10 protein-coding genes are annotated in these 16,387 nt (G+C 35.4%); all 10 read right to left on the reverse strand.

All coding sequences use genetic code 11. The annotated features are described in order from the left end of the window. Positions 1 to 73: 73 nt before the first annotated feature. The 10 genes from ACHRVZ_RS16620 to ACHRVZ_RS16665 all read right to left on the reverse strand — a co-directional run bounded on the left by ACHRVZ_RS16620 (position 74) and on the right by ACHRVZ_RS16665 (position 16,386). Entirely contained in the window at positions 74 to 1,507 is a 1,434-nt protein-coding gene (locus ACHRVZ_RS16620; RefSeq protein WP_395423994.1) for an APC family permease, read from the reverse strand. 21 nt (positions 1,508 to 1,528) lie between these two features. After that, the gene (locus ACHRVZ_RS16625; protein ID WP_395423996.1) at positions 1,529 to 2,695 is read right to left on the reverse strand and encodes an LLM class flavin-dependent oxidoreductase; all 1,167 of its coding nucleotides are present in this window, start codon (positions 2,693 to 2,695) and stop codon (positions 1,529 to 1,531) included. A 2-nt stretch (positions 2,696 to 2,697) separates the two neighbouring features. Further along, on the reverse strand, positions 2,698 to 2,850 hold the full coding sequence (locus tag ACHRVZ_RS16630; protein WP_395423998.1) for a hypothetical protein: 153 nt from the start codon (positions 2,848 to 2,850) through the stop codon (positions 2,698 to 2,700). A gap of 18 nt (positions 2,851 to 2,868) precedes the next feature. Then, on the reverse strand, positions 2,869 to 4,569 hold the full coding sequence (locus ACHRVZ_RS16635) for an amidohydrolase (protein ID WP_395423999.1): 1,701 nt from the start codon (positions 4,567 to 4,569) through the stop codon (positions 2,869 to 2,871). Between the two features lie 202 nt (positions 4,570 to 4,771). After that, entirely contained in the window at positions 4,772 to 6,244 is a 1,473-nt protein-coding gene (locus ACHRVZ_RS16640) for a RagB/SusD family nutrient uptake outer membrane protein (protein ID WP_395424000.1), read from the reverse strand. 35 nt (positions 6,245 to 6,279) lie between these two features. Further along, positions 6,280 to 9,465 (reverse strand): SusC/RagA family TonB-linked outer membrane protein, encoded by a 3,186-nt coding sequence (locus tag ACHRVZ_RS16645; RefSeq protein ID WP_395424002.1) that lies wholly within the window; start codon positions 9,463 to 9,465, stop codon positions 6,280 to 6,282. 1,029 nt (positions 9,466 to 10,494) lie between these two features. Then, positions 10,495 to 12,141: an arylsulfatase gene (locus ACHRVZ_RS16650; protein WP_395424004.1), complete on the reverse strand. Its 1,647-nt coding sequence runs from the start codon at positions 12,139 to 12,141 to the stop codon at positions 10,495 to 10,497. Between the two features lie 317 nt (positions 12,142 to 12,458). After that, on the reverse strand, positions 12,459 to 13,721 hold the full coding sequence (locus ACHRVZ_RS16655; RefSeq protein ID WP_395424005.1) for a YeiH family protein: 1,263 nt from the start codon (positions 13,719 to 13,721) through the stop codon (positions 12,459 to 12,461). A gap of 110 nt (positions 13,722 to 13,831) precedes the next feature. Continuing rightward, complete coding sequence (locus ACHRVZ_RS16660) at positions 13,832 to 15,448, reverse strand: sulfatase-like hydrolase/transferase (RefSeq protein ID WP_395424006.1); 1,617 nt, start codon at positions 15,446 to 15,448, stop codon at positions 13,832 to 13,834. Between the two features lie 218 nt (positions 15,449 to 15,666). Beyond that, positions 15,667 to 16,386, reverse strand: a complete 720-nt coding sequence (locus ACHRVZ_RS16665) for a thioredoxin domain-containing protein (protein ID WP_395424008.1) — start codon at positions 16,384 to 16,386, stop codon at positions 15,667 to 15,669. Position 16,387: the final 1 nt, after the last annotated feature.

The raw sequence follows: 16,387 nt of genomic DNA on the forward strand, positions 1-16,387 counted from the left end.
TTTAAGTTTTTGAAATAATGATATCGATTTTAAATCAAATGATGCTTTTTTCTTATTATTTAGATCCGTAAATTCATAATTCGTTATTTTGTGACTTCGAAAATTTCTCTCTGATATAATAAACCGGTATTCCAATACCTGCAATAATTAATCCCGGCCAAGTATAAGTGGGTTTGTAAATGATTAATAAAATACAAAACGCCGATCCCAAAATGATATAAATGGCAGGTAAAAACGGATATCCAAAAGCTTTGTAAGGTCTGTCGTGCTTTGGTCTGTTAATTCTCAAAACAAAGATTCCTGCAATTGTTATGACGTAAAACAAAACAACTACAAAAGAAATCATGTCTAATAAATTTCCGTAACGTCCACTTAAACTTAAAATAACCGCCATAAAAAACTGAATCCATAATGCATTTGCAGGAACAGAATGTTTATTTAAAATGGCTGTCTTTTTGAAAAACAATCCATCTTTTGCCATACTTTGATACACTCTCGCGCCAGATAAAATCATTCCATTGGCACAACCAAAAGAAGCGATCAAAATCATTAAAGCAATAATTGAAGTTCCGCTTGAGCCAAAAATAGCTTGAGCAGCTGCAATACCAACTCGATCTTTTTCCGGAGTTCCAATAGCTTCAATTGGTAATACTGCTGTAAACATGATGTTTAATGAAACGTAAATGATTGTTACAACGGCAGTTCCAAGAAGCAAACTCAAACCAATATTTCGTCTTGGATTTTTTATTTCGTCAGAAACAAAAGTCACATTATTCCAAGCATCATAACTAATTACCGTTCCTACTAAGGCCGATGCGATTGCTCCCCAAAAAGCTGGTGTATTGGTGTATTGTAAAAATGAACCATCGGGATTTAGTTTCTGTAAATGAAAAGGATTCGTCCAGTTCGTTTGCCAGATTTCAGGTTTAAAAAAGATAAACCCGAAAATAATAAGAATTAGTAAGCTTATTAATTTGGTTCCGGTGAAAAATTTCTGAATTAACTTTCCAAGTTTTACACCTTTGGTATTGATGTAGGTTAAGATGAACAACAAGACAATTGAGGCAAGCTGAGCAGGCGAAACGGCAAAAGAATCTCCAATTCGAAAAGCAACCAAATCCTCACTGAAAAGCGGAAAAAAGTAAGCCAGAAATTTAAAGAACGAAACGCAAACTGCAGCAATAGTTCCGGTTTGAATAACTGTAAACAAACTCCAACCATAAACAAATGCCACCAGAGGATTATACGCTTCTTTTAAATAAACATACTGACCGCCTGATTTTGGAAACATTCCGCTTAATTCGCCATAACTAACCGCTGCAGTTAAAGTCATAAATCCACCAATTAACCAAACCAAAATTAGCCAACCCGCTGACCCGACATTTCGTGTAACATCTGCACTTACAATAAAAATTCCAGAACCAATCATTCCGCTGGCGACCAATAAGGCAGCATCGGCAAGACCGAGTTCTCTTTTGTATTCTTGTTTTTTTTCTATTTCTGACATTCTTGTTTTTTGTTTTTAAAACTAAACCAACTCTGCATTGGTTAAAGGTGTTGTAGGTGTTTCATGCGGTATTCTACCTTGTAAATGGGGCAAAGAGGCATTAGGTAAACGTGGTAAAACCAGTTTGGCAAAATAGTTCGCTTCTTCAATTAATGGAAATCCTGAGAAAATAAAAGATCTGAAACCCATATCCATATAGCGGTTTAGTTTTTCTATAATTTGATCGGCACTTCCTACCAAACCACTTCCGCAACCTGAGAATACTTTACCAATATCTGTCCAAAGAATATCTTCTACATAACCATCTTCATCAGAAGTTTCTCTTAATTCGTCTTGTTTCAAAACGCCTAACGAACGTGAGTCTTCGCCACGACTTCTGATTTCTAAACCTCGTTTTTCGTCAAATTTTGAAATTAGTTTTTTGGCGTAAGCTCTTGCTTCTTCCTGAGTTTCGCGAACAATAACATGAATTCTTAAACCAAAATCTATTGTTCTTCCTTCTGCGGCAGCACGTTCGCTCATTTCTTTAAGCGTTACGTACATCGATTCTTCAGATTCCGGCCAAGTCAAAAACACGTCGCAATGTTTCGCGCAAACGGCTCTGGAACCAGGGGAAGTTCCTCCAAAATACAATAATGGGCCACCGTTTTGCTGATATGATTTAACCGGATCTGAAGGCAGATCAAATTGATAAATTTCTCCTTTATGTGATATTCTGTCTTGTGTCCAGCCTTGTTGCAAAATCTGAATTACCTCAGAACATCTTTGATATCTTACATTTGGGTCTTCGCGCGTTCCCGGTAAATCCGAGTTGATAATATTCAATATTAAACGTCCTTTCAGCATATGATCTAATGACGAAATGGCGCGCGCCAACATGGGTGGATGCACTTCTCCGGTACGAATTGCCAGTAGAAATGTGATCTTATTTGTTTCGGGTGCAACACTTGCAGCAAAAGCTAACCCGTCTTGTCCCACAGTATAAGCCGATGGATAAAGTATATTACTAAAACCCAATTTTTCTGCTTCAAGAGTAATTTCACGACAATGCTCGTAACTGCTTCGGCGATCATTATCTAAAACGCCTAAATATGCTGTATCTCCACCAATAATATCATTAAACCAAGAAATTTCAGCTACTCTTTCCTGGGTTCTAATGGCTACAGTTTCAATTTTACCTTCAATCATTTTTATTTCTTCTTTTTTAAATCCTTTTTTATTTTTGCATTCTTTTTATCTTGCGAGCTTCTGATATCAGCTTCACTAAACCAGGAAATTTCAGAAGAATTTTTGGAGATTTTCATTGACATAACCGGCGTAGGATTAATGTTTATCTGAGTCATTTTTTTAGTTTTAAAGGGTTATTTTTTAAAAACTGTTTTTCCTTCTTTGATGGTTTCCAAAACGGTAATATCTTTTATTTTAGAAGGTTCGATTTTGGTTAAATCATCAGATAGTACTACTAAATCTGCCAATTTTCCGGTTTCGATAGAACCTTTACTATTTTCTTCAAAATACTCGTAAGCACCATTTATAGTAATGGCACGAAGACCTTCGATAGGCGTTAATCTTTCGTCTGGACCAATAACTTGTCCCGTGCGTGATTTTCTTTCTACAGATGTCCACAATAAAAATAATTGATTTAATGGTGTAACCGGATAATCTGTATGGTTTGTAGCCACAACCCCTTTTTTAATGGCTGTTTTTAAAGGGCTTAAAAAATTGGCTCTTTCCGGACCTAGATTTCTAAGGTGCACATCGCCCCAAAAGAAAGCATGATTACTAAAGAAGGCTGCAATGATGCCTAGTTTTTTATAATCGTCCAATTGATCAGGTCGCACAAACTGAGAGTGAATAGTTACCGGTCTACGATCGTTACTGTTTATATTTAAAGTTTTATTGGCGTTTTCTATCGCTTTTAAATACATATCGATTGTTGCATCACCGTTACAGTGCACAAACGGACGAACATTATTTTTGAATGCTTTAATGACTAAGTCATTAAACTGATCTTGTGTAATGTTTGGGAAACCTGTACATACATCATGATTACAACCCGGAACTTCTACTAAATACGATTTGCTAAAAAAAGCAGTTTTACCTTGTGGAGAACCGTCTGCAATCATTTTTGTTCCAGCCAGTTTTAAGTGATTTTTTAGTACCCCAAACTTATATTCTGGATTCTCTAATACTTTATCTAAAGTTGGGTAACCCGGCAAAGCTTCAATATCAATAAACAACTCGTTTCTTTCTGCCGCTTTGTGTAATAATTGAACAGATTCGAAACTAGAATATCCATCCTGAGCAGTTGTGATTCCGTTACTCGCATAAAACAATTGCTGCTCTTTTAAACTTTTTATCTGCTCGTCTAAAGTAGGAGCAGGTTTTGCAGGTCTTTTAAGTAATCTGGCAGCATTTTCCTGTAATAATCCTGTAGGTTCGTTAGTTCCTTTTTTTCTTTCGATGGCGCCACCGGCAGGATTTGGCGTGTTGGCATCAATTCCTGAAAGTTTCAACGCGTAAGAATTGGAAACTGACATATGCCCGTTGATGTTGGTAATGGTAACCGGATTGTTTGGAAAAGCGGCATCAAGATCTTCTTTATTCGGATGCCTTTTTTCTTCCAATTGATCTTGGTCATATCCGTAAGCATCGATCCATTCGCCCGGAGCGATATTTTTTTCTTTCTGAAAATCCTGAATACGGCTTACCAAATCGGCAATGTTTTTAACAGTTCCCATTGGCGGAGAACCAACATTTACAGTAGTCGATCTCGATAAACCCATAAAATGGCTGTGACCATCAATAAAACCCGGAACAACGGTTTTGCCTTTTAAGTCGACAACGATTGTATTTTTGCCTTTTAGTTTTTCGATATTACTATTCGTTCCAACTGCAAGAATTTTACCGTTACTTACCGCAACAGCTTGTGCCGTGCTATTTTTTGCATCGACGGTGATAATATTACCGTTTATGAAAATCTTTTCGGCAGTATTTTTTTGCTGTGCTGTGATAATCGTCGTAGCGAAGATTATAGCCAGATATTTAAAATTATTTTTCATTTCGTTATTTCTTTTTTTGTTTTTAACACATAGAGACATAGCTTTTACTTTATCAAGAGAGGCGTTTCACTTCTTTAAAATCATCCCGAGGCTTCGGGACTATTCTATGTGTGAGAAACATGTTTCTTTTTGTTTCCTGATTTAAAACTTAGAATCTATGTTTCTATGTGTTTTTTTAGTTAAATTCAACGGTTTTAGTATTCTATTTTGGAGCCAGTTTGTTATAAGCCAATTCATTACTTGGAATTGCCCACACATAATTACTCGCTGTTGGTAATACTTCTGGCGCTACACCGGCGTTTCCTGTTTTCCCTGGAAGGGTTTGTACTCTTCTTAGTAAGTCTGGTGTACGGAATCCTTCGCCTACCAATTCTATTCTTCTTTCGTTTAAAATTGTGGCAATCAATTCAGCTTTGGTCGTTACTCCGGTTGTGAAAATATAGGTTGCATCAGAACGATTTCGAACGGCTGATAATAAAGTTCTGGCCAAAGGTAAATTGTCATTTTGAGCAGCGGCTTCGGCATAATTCAAGATCACTTCGGCATAACGAATTACAGGAACGTAGTCTGTAAAAGGAGCGCTGTTTTTCTTGAATTTATTCAGTAATTTTTGTCCCGTTGCATTGGTGATCACTAAACCTTTTCGTGTATCTGCTGAGGTTGGAGAAGCGAAAACAGGATCGGCAATAATTCCAGCCGAGTTAAAATAAATAACCGGGGTTAAATAATTGGCTCCAAGTGCGCTTTGTAAAGCCGGAGCTTCGGCAGCAGTTGTAAACGGAATTGAAAAAACAGCTTCATTCCCAACATAAGAACCTCCAAAAACAGTAGCAACATTTGGTTCTAAACGATGTGTTAAGCTTCCTGAAACATATTGAAATGGTGCTGCCGACGGAACAAGTTTTGAAGCTTCGGAAACTACTTTTGCATAATCGCCTTTGCTCAAATAAACTCTTGTTTTTAACGCAATCGCGGTGGCTTTATGTGCTCTCGAAGCGGTAAGAATTCCTGTTGAATAGCTTTCAGGTAAATCAACTTCGGCTTCGTCTAAGTCTTTTAATATTTGTGTGTAAATGTCGGCAACGCTGCTAAAAGCCAAGTCATTGAGTCCGCCAGACGAGTTTCCTTTTAATCTTAGCGGAAGCGCCAATGCAGCACTATTTTGTGCATAAGGTTTTGCGTAGGTTTGAACCAGACTCAAATACGAAATGGCTCTTATAAATTTAGCTTCGGCAATATAATTTTTACGTAAATCTTCATTGACAACTGTAGAATTGGCTAAATTATCAATCAGGATATTCGAGAAATTTATTGCGGTATATGCAACGCTCCAAACGGAGTTTACAAAATCTCCTGACGATGTGATCGATTGGTTCCAAACATTGGCTCCAGTCGAGTTGTTACCATCATTTTGGCTGAATTCATTTCCCCTTTGTTCGTTAAAAATAATGAAGCGGCCGCCGTATAAAGATGGATTGCTAAATTGACCGTAAAGTCCGTTAACCTGTGCCAGAATTTTGGCTGGAGTACTGAATGCAGTTTCGGTAGAAATACTTGTTTCAGGAACTGTATCCAGCGCGTCATCACTACATCCTGCTAATAGCAAAGCTATAAATGGTGTAATAATGAAGGCTTTTTTGATACTCTTTTTATAATTTTTATAATTGAAAATCATGTTATTTTTATTTAATTGTATAACTAAAATTAATGCTAGAAACCTACGTTAAGTCCTAAAGTAAATACAGAAGAATTGGCTGGCACGTTTTGATCTTTTCCTGAATTGATTGAGTTTCCGTTAATTGAAATCTCCGGATCTGAACCTCTGTATTTTGTCCAAGTCAATAAATTAGAACCTTGTGCATATACTTTTGCCGATGAAATGTATTTGTTCACTAACTCGTTCTTAACCGGAATTCTGTAACTTAAAATGATGTTTTTTACTTTTAAGTAAGATCCATCTTCGACATAAGCAGAGTTGCTTGACGAGAAACCTCCGGAGAAACTATCTCCGTAAACTAATTTTGGAATATCTGTAACTTGTCCCGGAGTTGTCCAACGATCTTTTATAAAAGTTCCGTTGTTAAAGAAACGTTGATCAGATAAAGTTGATCTCGTACCGTTGTACAATTTATTTCCTCCGGAAAAAGTCAAACCAATCGTTAAATCGAAATTTTTATACGATAAATTGTTATTTAAACCTCCATAATAAGTTGGTAGAGAAGGACCTTGAATTCGGCCGTCACGATAGTTGTCGATTGCCGGAGCAGTATTTCCGTTTAGATAAGTAAAAGCCTTTGTAAGTGCATTATACTGAACTTCTTCATTGTTTGCATTTACATAAACGCGATTTCCGTTTTCAGGATTAACACCGGTTGTAGGTACCGCAAAAATAGATCCTACAGAATAACCTTCTCTCGTAATATTTTGTATTCCGAAAGTGCTTAATGCTGTTGGGTAAATGTCTCCGTAACCTCCTAAAGAAGTCACTTTGTTTTTGATGGTGGACAAATTTAAACTTGCATTCCACTGGAAATCATTATTGTCTATAATATTTGCACTAACCGTAAGTTCAAAACCTTTGTTGTATAACGAACCAACATTTGCTGCAATAGAGTTGTTCGGAATTCCTTGTGATAAAGCTTGTGGAGCATTTAAAATCAAGTCATTAATGTCATTTTTGTAATAATCAGCTTCAACAGTAATTCTATTGTCAAACAATCCTAAATTAAGACCAATGTCAAACTTTTTACTGGTTTCCCATTTTAAATTTGAATTTCCTGATTGTGCAAAATTTAGTGTTGGAACTCCGGCGTAAGTTCCTGCCGTATACTGAGATAAAGCAGCGTAATCGTTCAATTCGCTATTACCAACAATTCCGTAGCTCGCTCTAACTTTCAAAGCATTTAAAACACTTTTTACCGATGAGTTTTTAAAGAAATCTTCTTCAGAAACATTCCATCCAATTGATGCACCACCAAAATTTCCCCATTTATTTCCAGAAGCCAATGCCGATAATCCGTCTCTTCTAAAGTTTAGATTCAACAAATATTTTTTGTCGTAATCGTAAGCAATACTGCTAAAATAGGAAAGCAAAACATTTTCTGTCTGAACAGAAGGACCAGGTGCAATAGTTGTAAATCCGCCTTGGTAACTTGTAAAGAAAGGATCCGTTAAACCTGTTTTTATAGCGCCCCAACCGTCAATTTCACGAACATTTTTTTCTTGTCCCAAAAGTACTTTTAAACTGTGTTTTTGATCAAATACAGTCGAGTAGGTTAGGGTATTAGTCCAGTTCGATCTTGAATATTTAGTGTTTGAGTTTGTAGCGGCTCCTTTAGTAGCAAAACCATCTCCACTATACGGATTTCTAAATTCTTTATTTTCGACTACAAAATTATTGACTCCATAAACAGTTTTGAATTTCAGGTTTTTGATAATTTCAAGCTCAGCATAAATACTTCCGATAAAAGTGTTATTTTCAGAAGTGTTTTTATCTAAATCTAAAATCGTTTGCAAGTTGTAAGCATTAAAAACACCCAATGCAGGACTATTTGCACCGTACCCAATATTTCCATTACTTGGATTAATATTATATGATCCGTCAGGATTATAAACAGAAACGTTTGATGGTAAAATATACGTAAGTCTTCCAAGAGGTTGTAAACCGATGTATTGTGTATTAACGCTGTTTCCTGCTGATGTTGCAACTGAATTTGGCGTTGAGGATCCTGAATTTGGCCCTGAATTTATAGAGTTGTTATAAGAAAAATTGGTTCCTAAAGTTAGCGAGTTGTTTAACTTATGTTCAAAATTCAAGCGAATACCTTTTCGAACAAATTCGTTTGTTTTTAAAATACCATTTTGATCAGAATAATTGGTAGAAATAAAATAACTGGTAGAATTTGTTGCTCCTGAGAAGCTAAGGTTATGATTCTGCGAAACTCCCGTATGATAGGCTACATCGTACCAATTGGTTCCAATTGTAGATCCGTCGGCATTTTGTCCTAAAGCAAAACCGGGTGTTAATCCTGCATTTGTTCTGGCTTCATTTTTGATCGTAACATAATCCTGAGCGTTTAAAAGTTTTGGTAAATTCGATGCTTTATTCCAGCTTACCCAAACATCGTAATTGACGTTTACTTTTCCTTTTTTTCCTTTTTTAGTTGTAATAACAATCACTCCGTTTGCTGCGCGGGAACCATAAACTGCAGCAGCCGAAGCATCTTTTAAAACGTCTACAGATTCAATATCATTTGGATTAATATCTGATAAAGGATTATTGCCAATTGCTCCACCGGCGGTTCCGGTAAAAACTGTAACACCATCAACAATTACTAGCGGATAAAGCGAACTTGTAATCGAGTTAACTCCTCGAATTCTAATTACAGGAGTACTGTTTAAAGATCCGCTGGGCTGAACAATATTTAATCCTGATGCCTGACCGCCTAATAATTGATCGAAACTTTGTGCCGGACGATTGGCAATTTGTTTCGCGTCGATTTTTGAGGTAGCTCCGGTAAAGGTTTTTTTGGCCGATGTTCCGTAACCTACAACAACGATCTCATCTAGTTTTTCAACTTGTTCCGTTAGTTTTATAACTACCGGACTGCCGTCTACTATAATTTCTTTTGAGTTATATCCAATGTAATTGATGATTAAAGTATATGGAAATTTTTGTCCTGTTTGAAAGTAAAATTTCCCGTCTAAATCTGTTTCAACGCCGTGTGTAGTTCCTTTAATGTTTACAGAAGCACCAACAATAGGCTGATTCGTTATTTGGTCTACAATCGTTCCGTTAAGTTTCGATTGAATATTTGGTTCTGTATTTTGTGCATTGATTCCGATTGAAATAAACAAAATGCTAATCCATAAAATAAGTTTTGTATTTTTTTTCATTCCTGGTATTGAGTTTTTGTAATTAAAGAGCATTAAAAGTTTTGATAAAACTCTTTGTTTGCATTCTTTTATTTAGTGATAAATGTTCCTTAAACCGTTCTATTTCTGTTGCCGCAGAAATTTTTTTAGGTGCAATTGTGTTGCTGTATTTGTGTCATGTTTGTTGGTTTTTAGTTATTATTTTTGGATGATTTATAGTTATGCGTAATAATCTCTTTGATGCAGGAAAGCGCAACAAAATGATTTATAATGTTCAATAAGAAACCTTTTCGGCCTTGAGAGATTCGTTTTTTAATTCTGATTTCATAGAAGAAAGTCAGTTATAAACGAAAGTTTTTTTAGGGGATTTAGCAACAGAAGCACATATAACAAAAGGTGTTATAGGTATATTTTTTAGGAAGAATGTAATACGATATGCTTTCGGTTGTTTTCAAAATGTAGTTCTTTTGGTTTTAAACTCTACTAATTCTATAGACAAAGTTAATTTTAATATAATAATATCCAAAAGTTTTTTAAAATTTATTTGTGAAAGTAAGAAAGTGGTTGGTGAAATGTGAAATGATTTTGTTTATAATATATTGATTTTTAGATTCTTATATCTTTATTTCGAAAAATAAAAAAAAGACAAAAAAATAAGTATAAGTGAGATTTTTATACTTATTTTTCTGTCTTTAAGTGTTTTAGGTAAATGAAAAACTTTTCGGTTTTATGTCTTTTCGCGTAAATTTCTCGCTGCTTATCGAAAGAATCTTTGTCGTTTAATCTCGCAAAGGCGAAGGCGCAAAGTTTTATACTAATAGTTCAAGCTATAATAAGTGAACTTAAAAAAGCGTTAGATAGAATTATTGAGATTAAAATAATTTTGTTTCACGCAGATCTGGCAGATTAGAGCAAATTTAATTTTAGATTTTATTAAATTAATCTGCGCTTATCGGCTTAAATCTTTTTAAATCTGCGTGAAAAAATAGTCAACACATGGATTTAATTGGAAAATCAGCACTAAAAATCAGCAACCAGTTCAATTATAAATTACTTTTTCAATGCTGCACCGCCAGGCATAACCTCCGTTTTTAATTTGAATTTACTATATTCTACAACACCCGTTTTATCTGCCCAATCAAAATAAGCTGCCGAAAGTTTGTTTACAATTCCTGGGTTTTGCTGCGCAACATTTGTGGTTTCGCCACGATCAGTTTCAATATTATAAAGTTCCCATTCGTACGATGGATAGGTAGAAACTAATTTCCATTTGCCATCTCTTACAGCTCTGTTTCCTGCTCTTTCCCAGAATAAAGGCGCACCTCGATTTACTTCTGAAGCATTATCGAATAAAACCGGTAATAAGCTTTTGCCTGCCAACGGATTTGATTTTACGCCATTGTACTCCTTTGGATATTCAATTCCGGCCAATTCATAAAAAGTAGGAGCAAGGTCAATAATATGTCCCGTTCCTTTATCGATTCGTCCTGCTTTTATTTTTGATGGAAACCAGGCAATAAATGGAGAACTGAATCCGCCTTCATGCATATTGTTTTTATATTGCTGAAGCGGAGTATTAGACAAATACGCCCAATTTTGTTCCTGATAATCAAACGATCCTGAAGTTCCAACTGGGCCATCATTTCGCACCAAACCTCTTCCTAACGGATTGTAAGTATTAAAACCACCTTGCGCTCCATTGTCTGAGATGAAAATAATCAAGGTGTTTTTATCTTTCTTTAAAGCTTTTAATTTCTCCAGAACCTTCCCCACATTTTGATCCATATTATCAACCATAGCCGCATAAACTTCCATTTTAGCTTTCCAAAATTGTTTTTCGTCATACGTTAATTTACTCCATTCCGGAACTTCGGGATCTCTTGGAGAAACGGTTTGATCAGCAGGTAAAATGCCGTTTGCTTTTAATTTTGCAATTCTTTTCTCTCTTAAAATATCCCAACCTTCATCAAATTTCCCTCTGTATTTGGCAATATCAATCGGTTTTGCCTGCAATGGCCAATGCGGAGCCGTAAAAGCCAAATACAAAAAGAACGGTTTGTTTTCTTTGTTTTGTTCGTCTAAAAAAGTCACAGCATTATTACCAATTTCATCTGTAAAATAATACGAATCATCTTTTGGATGAAGTTCCTCATTATTCCGAATCAGTTTTACCGGATAAGGGGTTTTCCCGAAAGGTAAAGGTTTGGTATCAAAATAGTTCGATGCACCTTTTAAGATTCCGTAGAATTTATCAAAACCTCTTTGATTTGGCCATTGCGCCTGATCTTCAGAACCTACGTGCCATTTTCCTGAAAGCAAAGTGCTGTAACCTCCAGAACGGAAAACTTCGCCCAAAGTCAAAGATTCTTTGTTTAAATAACCTTGATATGCCGGTAATCCTAAATTGATATCAAAAAATCCCATTCCGGCCTTATGCTGATACTGTCCTGTTAATAAAGATCCTCGGGTTGGCGCACAAATTGAGTTATTGTAAAACTCTCGCAAGCGCAAACCTTCGCTAGCCAGTTTATCTAGATTTGGTGTTTTGATTTCAGAACCGTAATTTCCTAAATCAGAATAACCCATATCATCAACCATTATTAGAATGATATTAGGTTTTTCAGTTGTTGTTTTATTTTGTGCCGAAACTAAAACTACTGATAACAGAAGGTTTAGTGTTATAATTATTTTTTTCATTTCATTGATATTTTAATTTGTCGAAATTTGACTTTTTTTGAAATACAGCTACTAAATTATTTTAACACATAGAAACATAGTTTTCTTTGTCTTTAAAAAGGCGTTTCACTTACTGGAATACACATAGTACTATGTGTGAAGGCGTGCTTTTTTTGCAATCTTTAAAAAGCACCATAAATCTATGTTTCTATTTTTTGTGACAGATTAAAATGAGTAAATTTCGACTTTCATAAACTCAATAAACTATCTGGATCTTTAGGACTATGTGTTAAAAAATAAACGCTTATGTTTGTAAAGTTTGAACCTTTCAAAATAGATTATTTACTAAAAAGCAAAAACGCAATAATCAGCGTAACAATCACATTGAATAATTGTGCGATTAAAAAAGCATATAAAGGTTTGCGACTATTGTTACTTAATAAATCTTTAAAGTTGGTTTCCAGACCAATACTTGTAAAAGCTAAAGCAAACCAAATGCCTTGCAGATTCTTCAAACTGTCTTTAACTTCATCTCTAACTTCAGGAGTTAAAAGAAACGAGAATAGTATTGAAGCCGCGATAAAACCAATAACGAATTTAGGAAAACGCTCCCAAATAACGCTTAAAGTAGGTTTTGATTCCACAGCTTCTGCCGATTTATTGTGTGTATAGGTCCAATAAACTGATATTGCAAAAGCGGCAATTCCCAGTAATACATTTTGAGAGAATTTTACAATTGTGCTAATTTTCAAAGCAGTTTCGCCAACCAAAGAACCAGAAGCCACAACAGCGCCAGAGGTATCGATGCTTCCTCCTAACCAAGCTCCGGTAACTTCTTCTGGAAAGTTGAAATATTTGGCAATTATTGGCATGAAAATCATCATAGGAATTGCAGTAACCAATACAATCGAAATAACGTACGATAGTTTTTTAGAATCTCCTTTTATAGCTCCGGAAGTTGCGATTGCGGCTGAAACACCACAGATAGAAACAGCACTCGAAATCATCATAGTCAATTCGTCGTCGACTTTTAGTTTCTTACACAACCAAAAAGCAAAATACCAAACTGATAAAACCACGACCAAAGCCTGAATTAATCCTAAAGAACCTGCTTTTAGAATGTCTGAAAAAATGACACTGGTTCCCAATAAGACCAATCCAATTTTGACAAACACTTCCGTCGAAAGTGCTGATCGAAACCAATCCGGAAGTTTGAAGAAATTGCCAATTGCCAAACCGATTGCTAAACTGAAAATTACAGCTTCGAGATTTAATCCTTTTACTTCGGTATTTCCCGCAATGATCAACGCGAGAACAGTCAGGATATAAACAAATGGAAACCCCAATAAAAAATATTTCACAGATTTACCAATTAAAAAAGCGCCTAAAGCTCCAATGGAAAGCAGATACAAAAATTGTAATCCAAGGATTTTTAAATTTTCAAAATCGAACACATCATGAAATAAATCGGCTCCGGTTGACCATTTAAAAATAGGGACTTCGGGTAGAAAAACGAAAAGTGAAATCCCGATGATTATAAATCCGAGAATTACGACTGTCCAGTCTTCGTGAAGGGTAAATTGTTTGGCTGGGGTTGACATTGTGTGTTCGTGAGTTTAAATTCGGATATTATTTAGAAACAGTAGTAAAACCGACAGTTCTGAAGACTCGGGATAAAACCTGTCGGGTTTGTATGTGAATAAAATATTATTTACAAATCGACAAAATATTTTTGCTTGCCAAAATCAAATTCGTAATACGTTAGATTTGGCCATAAAGGTTTTATTAAATCTTTCTCCCAGTTTTGTAAAGCAAGATGTAGTTTCTTTACTTTTGCCGGATTTTTTGAAGCTAAATCTGTTGTTTCAGACTTGTCTTTTGCCAGATTATAAAGCCATCCTTCGTGTGTTTTTCCGCTTACGATTAATTTCCAATCTCCGCTTCTAATGGCTTTTGCATCGCCGGAACGCCAGTATAAAGTTTTGTGTGCTTCTTTGTTTTCGTTAACTGTACTCACAAGGTCAACACCATCATAAACACGGTCTTTTGGTAAACCTGAATGAATGGCGGCAGCAATTGTACTAAAAATATCCAACGTACTTACCGGAGTTTTATAAACAGTATGAGGTTTTATTTTTCCTTTCCACGAAAGTGCAAACGGAACATTTATGCCACCTTCAAAATGAGAAAATTTTCCGGCTTTTAAAGGTGCATTTGTAGTTGCAAAAGTATAATCGGCGCCACCGTTATCACTCGCAAAAATGATTAAAGTATTATCTTCAAGACCTTCTTTTTTTACTTTGGCTCTAATTCTTCCAACAGCATCATCAAGCGCACTAATCATGGCAAAATAGACACGTTTGTTTTCGTCTTTTACATTCGGGAAACGATCGTAGTATTTTTTGCGAACCTGAAATGGCGTATGTGGCGCGTTGAACGGAACATAAAGTAAGAAAGGTTTCGTTTTATTTTTATCGATAAAAGCTTCGGCTTCATCAGCGAATGTTTCCGTTAAATAGGCTTTATTATGAATAATGGTCGTATCGCGACGAATTTGACCGATTCCGACACGACCATTTCCCCAAATCATTTTATCTGTAAAATCTTTGTGATGATGGTTGATAATATCCGGATTGTCATCTTCTGGGGTATAAAGTGAAAATGCCTGATAAAACCCGTAATGATAATCAAAACCTCTGTCTAAGGGAAAAAATCCTTTGTTGTGTCCAAGATGCCATTTTCCGATAATTGCGGTGCTGTAACCTTTTTTTTTGGCCAAATCTGCAAACGTAATTTCAGATTGTGGCAAACCCTGTGTCGCTATCGAAGCTTCATTAGGATAATTTATTTTTGAGTTTAATCTCCAATTATTGGTATTGATTAAATATTTAAAACCATAATATTCTAAGTTGTTCTTTGGATAACGATCTCCGGGCTGATATTCATGGCCAAAACGTTCCTGATAACGACCAGTTAAAATACCGGCACGCGAAGGCGAACAAATAGGAGCCGAAACATAACCGTCCTGAAAAGTAACTCCTGAAGCCGCCAACGAATCTATTTGTGGAGTAGGTGTTGATTTTCCTCCGTATAAAGAAATGTCGTATTTGCCTAAATCATCAGCAAGAATAATAATGATATTTGGTTTTTTTAAGGTTTTGTCTGTATTAACTTTTTCACTTAGAAAAGCTGTTTTTCCTGCTAATAATTTTTTATCGGGTTGTATTAACGTACCATCAGTATTTATGGGCCAGAATAAAAATGCAGCCAATAGAAAAAGGATAACAACTATTGGAAGAATAATCTTTTTTGTTTTTGATAACGGCATAGTTTTTTGTTTTTGTTTTGGAAATGATGCTTTTAATTTTCGCAAGCAAGGTAATGGCAAAGTTTTGTCATTTCGACGAAGGAGAAATCACACAAGAAACTCCTCATCGAAAGTCAACAATCTTTGTCGATCTACGAGTGTGATCCCTCGTTCCTCGGGATGACAAAAAAGGCGATTGTAATTGCGAAGGATTGATTAATCCGTTGAAAAGAATCGTATTATTTAACAGCCAAAGCGACATCAACATCGTTTTTCAAATCGCCTAAACCTTCTTTTTTGAAAACAATTTTTCCATCTTTATATAAAATCAAAGTCGGAAAGACCTTTACTGTTTTCAAATCAGCGATTACTTGCGGGCTATCTTCCAAATCAATTTCGATGATTTTTAAATTTGCACCATATTGAGTTCTGATGGTTTCTAAAACAGGTTTTACTTTTTTGCAGGCACCACAGTATATAGATCCAATATCAACCAAAACATCTTTATTTTCAGCGATGATTTTTTTGTATTCCGCTAAGGTTAATTTACTTTTTGAATTGGCATAAAAAGGTTTTCCGTTTCCAATCCAATTGGCAATTCCGCCTTCTAAACTATATGCTTCTTTGAAACCTTTTTTTAATAAATCATCTGCTAACCAAACGCTTCTACCTGCACCAATAGAATAATTAAAAACAGGTTTTGTCTTGTCTAATTTTGCAATTTGTTGATCATAATCTTTAGATTCCAGATTAAAATTTACTGCGCCATTAATGTGGTTCAATGCAAATTCTTCAGGACCTCTCGCGTCAATTATTTGTGGATTTTTTTCGCTTTTAATTTTTGAATAAAATACATCTAAAGATACGGTATTCGAGCTTTTGGTTTGTGAAAAACCAATTATAGTTAAAAACAGTATTAAAATTGTAATACTGTTTTTGATAGTTTTATTTGTTTTCATA

Origin of the sequence: Flavobacterium sp. FlaQc-57 (assembly GCF_044007395.1) — a bacterium.
In the GTDB taxonomy this organism is placed as follows: domain Bacteria; phylum Bacteroidota; class Bacteroidia; order Flavobacteriales; family Flavobacteriaceae; genus Flavobacterium.

What these genes read in the sequence shown, in the direction of transcription:
- ACHRVZ_RS16660 (WP_395424006.1), bottom strand. Translation starts at nt 15,448, where the DNA reads ATGCCGTTATCAAAAACAAAAAAGATTATTCTTCCAATAGTTGTTATC.
- ACHRVZ_RS16640 (WP_395424000.1), bottom strand. Translation starts at nt 6,244, where the DNA reads ATGATTTTCAATTATAAAAATTATAAAAAGAGTATCAAAAAAGCCTTC.
- ACHRVZ_RS16635 (WP_395423999.1), bottom strand. Translation starts at nt 4,569, where the DNA reads ATGAAAAATAATTTTAAATATCTGGCTATAATCTTCGCTACGACGATT.
- ACHRVZ_RS16655 (WP_395424005.1), bottom strand. Translation starts at nt 13,721, where the DNA reads ATGTCAACCCCAGCCAAACAATTTACCCTTCACGAAGACTGGACAGTC.
- ACHRVZ_RS16620 (WP_395423994.1), bottom strand. Translation starts at nt 1,507, where the DNA reads ATGTCAGAAATAGAAAAAAAACAAGAATACAAAAGAGAACTCGGTCTT.
- ACHRVZ_RS16625 (WP_395423996.1), bottom strand. Translation starts at nt 2,695, where the DNA reads ATGATTGAAGGTAAAATTGAAACTGTAGCCATTAGAACCCAGGAAAGA.
- ACHRVZ_RS16630 (WP_395423998.1), bottom strand. Translation starts at nt 2,850, where the DNA reads ATGACTCAGATAAACATTAATCCTACGCCGGTTATGTCAATGAAAATC.
- ACHRVZ_RS16650 (WP_395424004.1), bottom strand. Translation starts at nt 12,141, where the DNA reads ATGAAAAAAATAATTATAACACTAAACCTTCTGTTATCAGTAGTTTTA.
- ACHRVZ_RS16665 (WP_395424008.1), bottom strand. Translation starts at nt 16,386, where the DNA reads ATGAAAACAAATAAAACTATCAAAAACAGTATTACAATTTTAATACTG.
- ACHRVZ_RS16645 (WP_395424002.1), bottom strand. Translation starts at nt 9,465, where the DNA reads ATGAAAAAAAATACAAAACTTATTTTATGGATTAGCATTTTGTTTATT.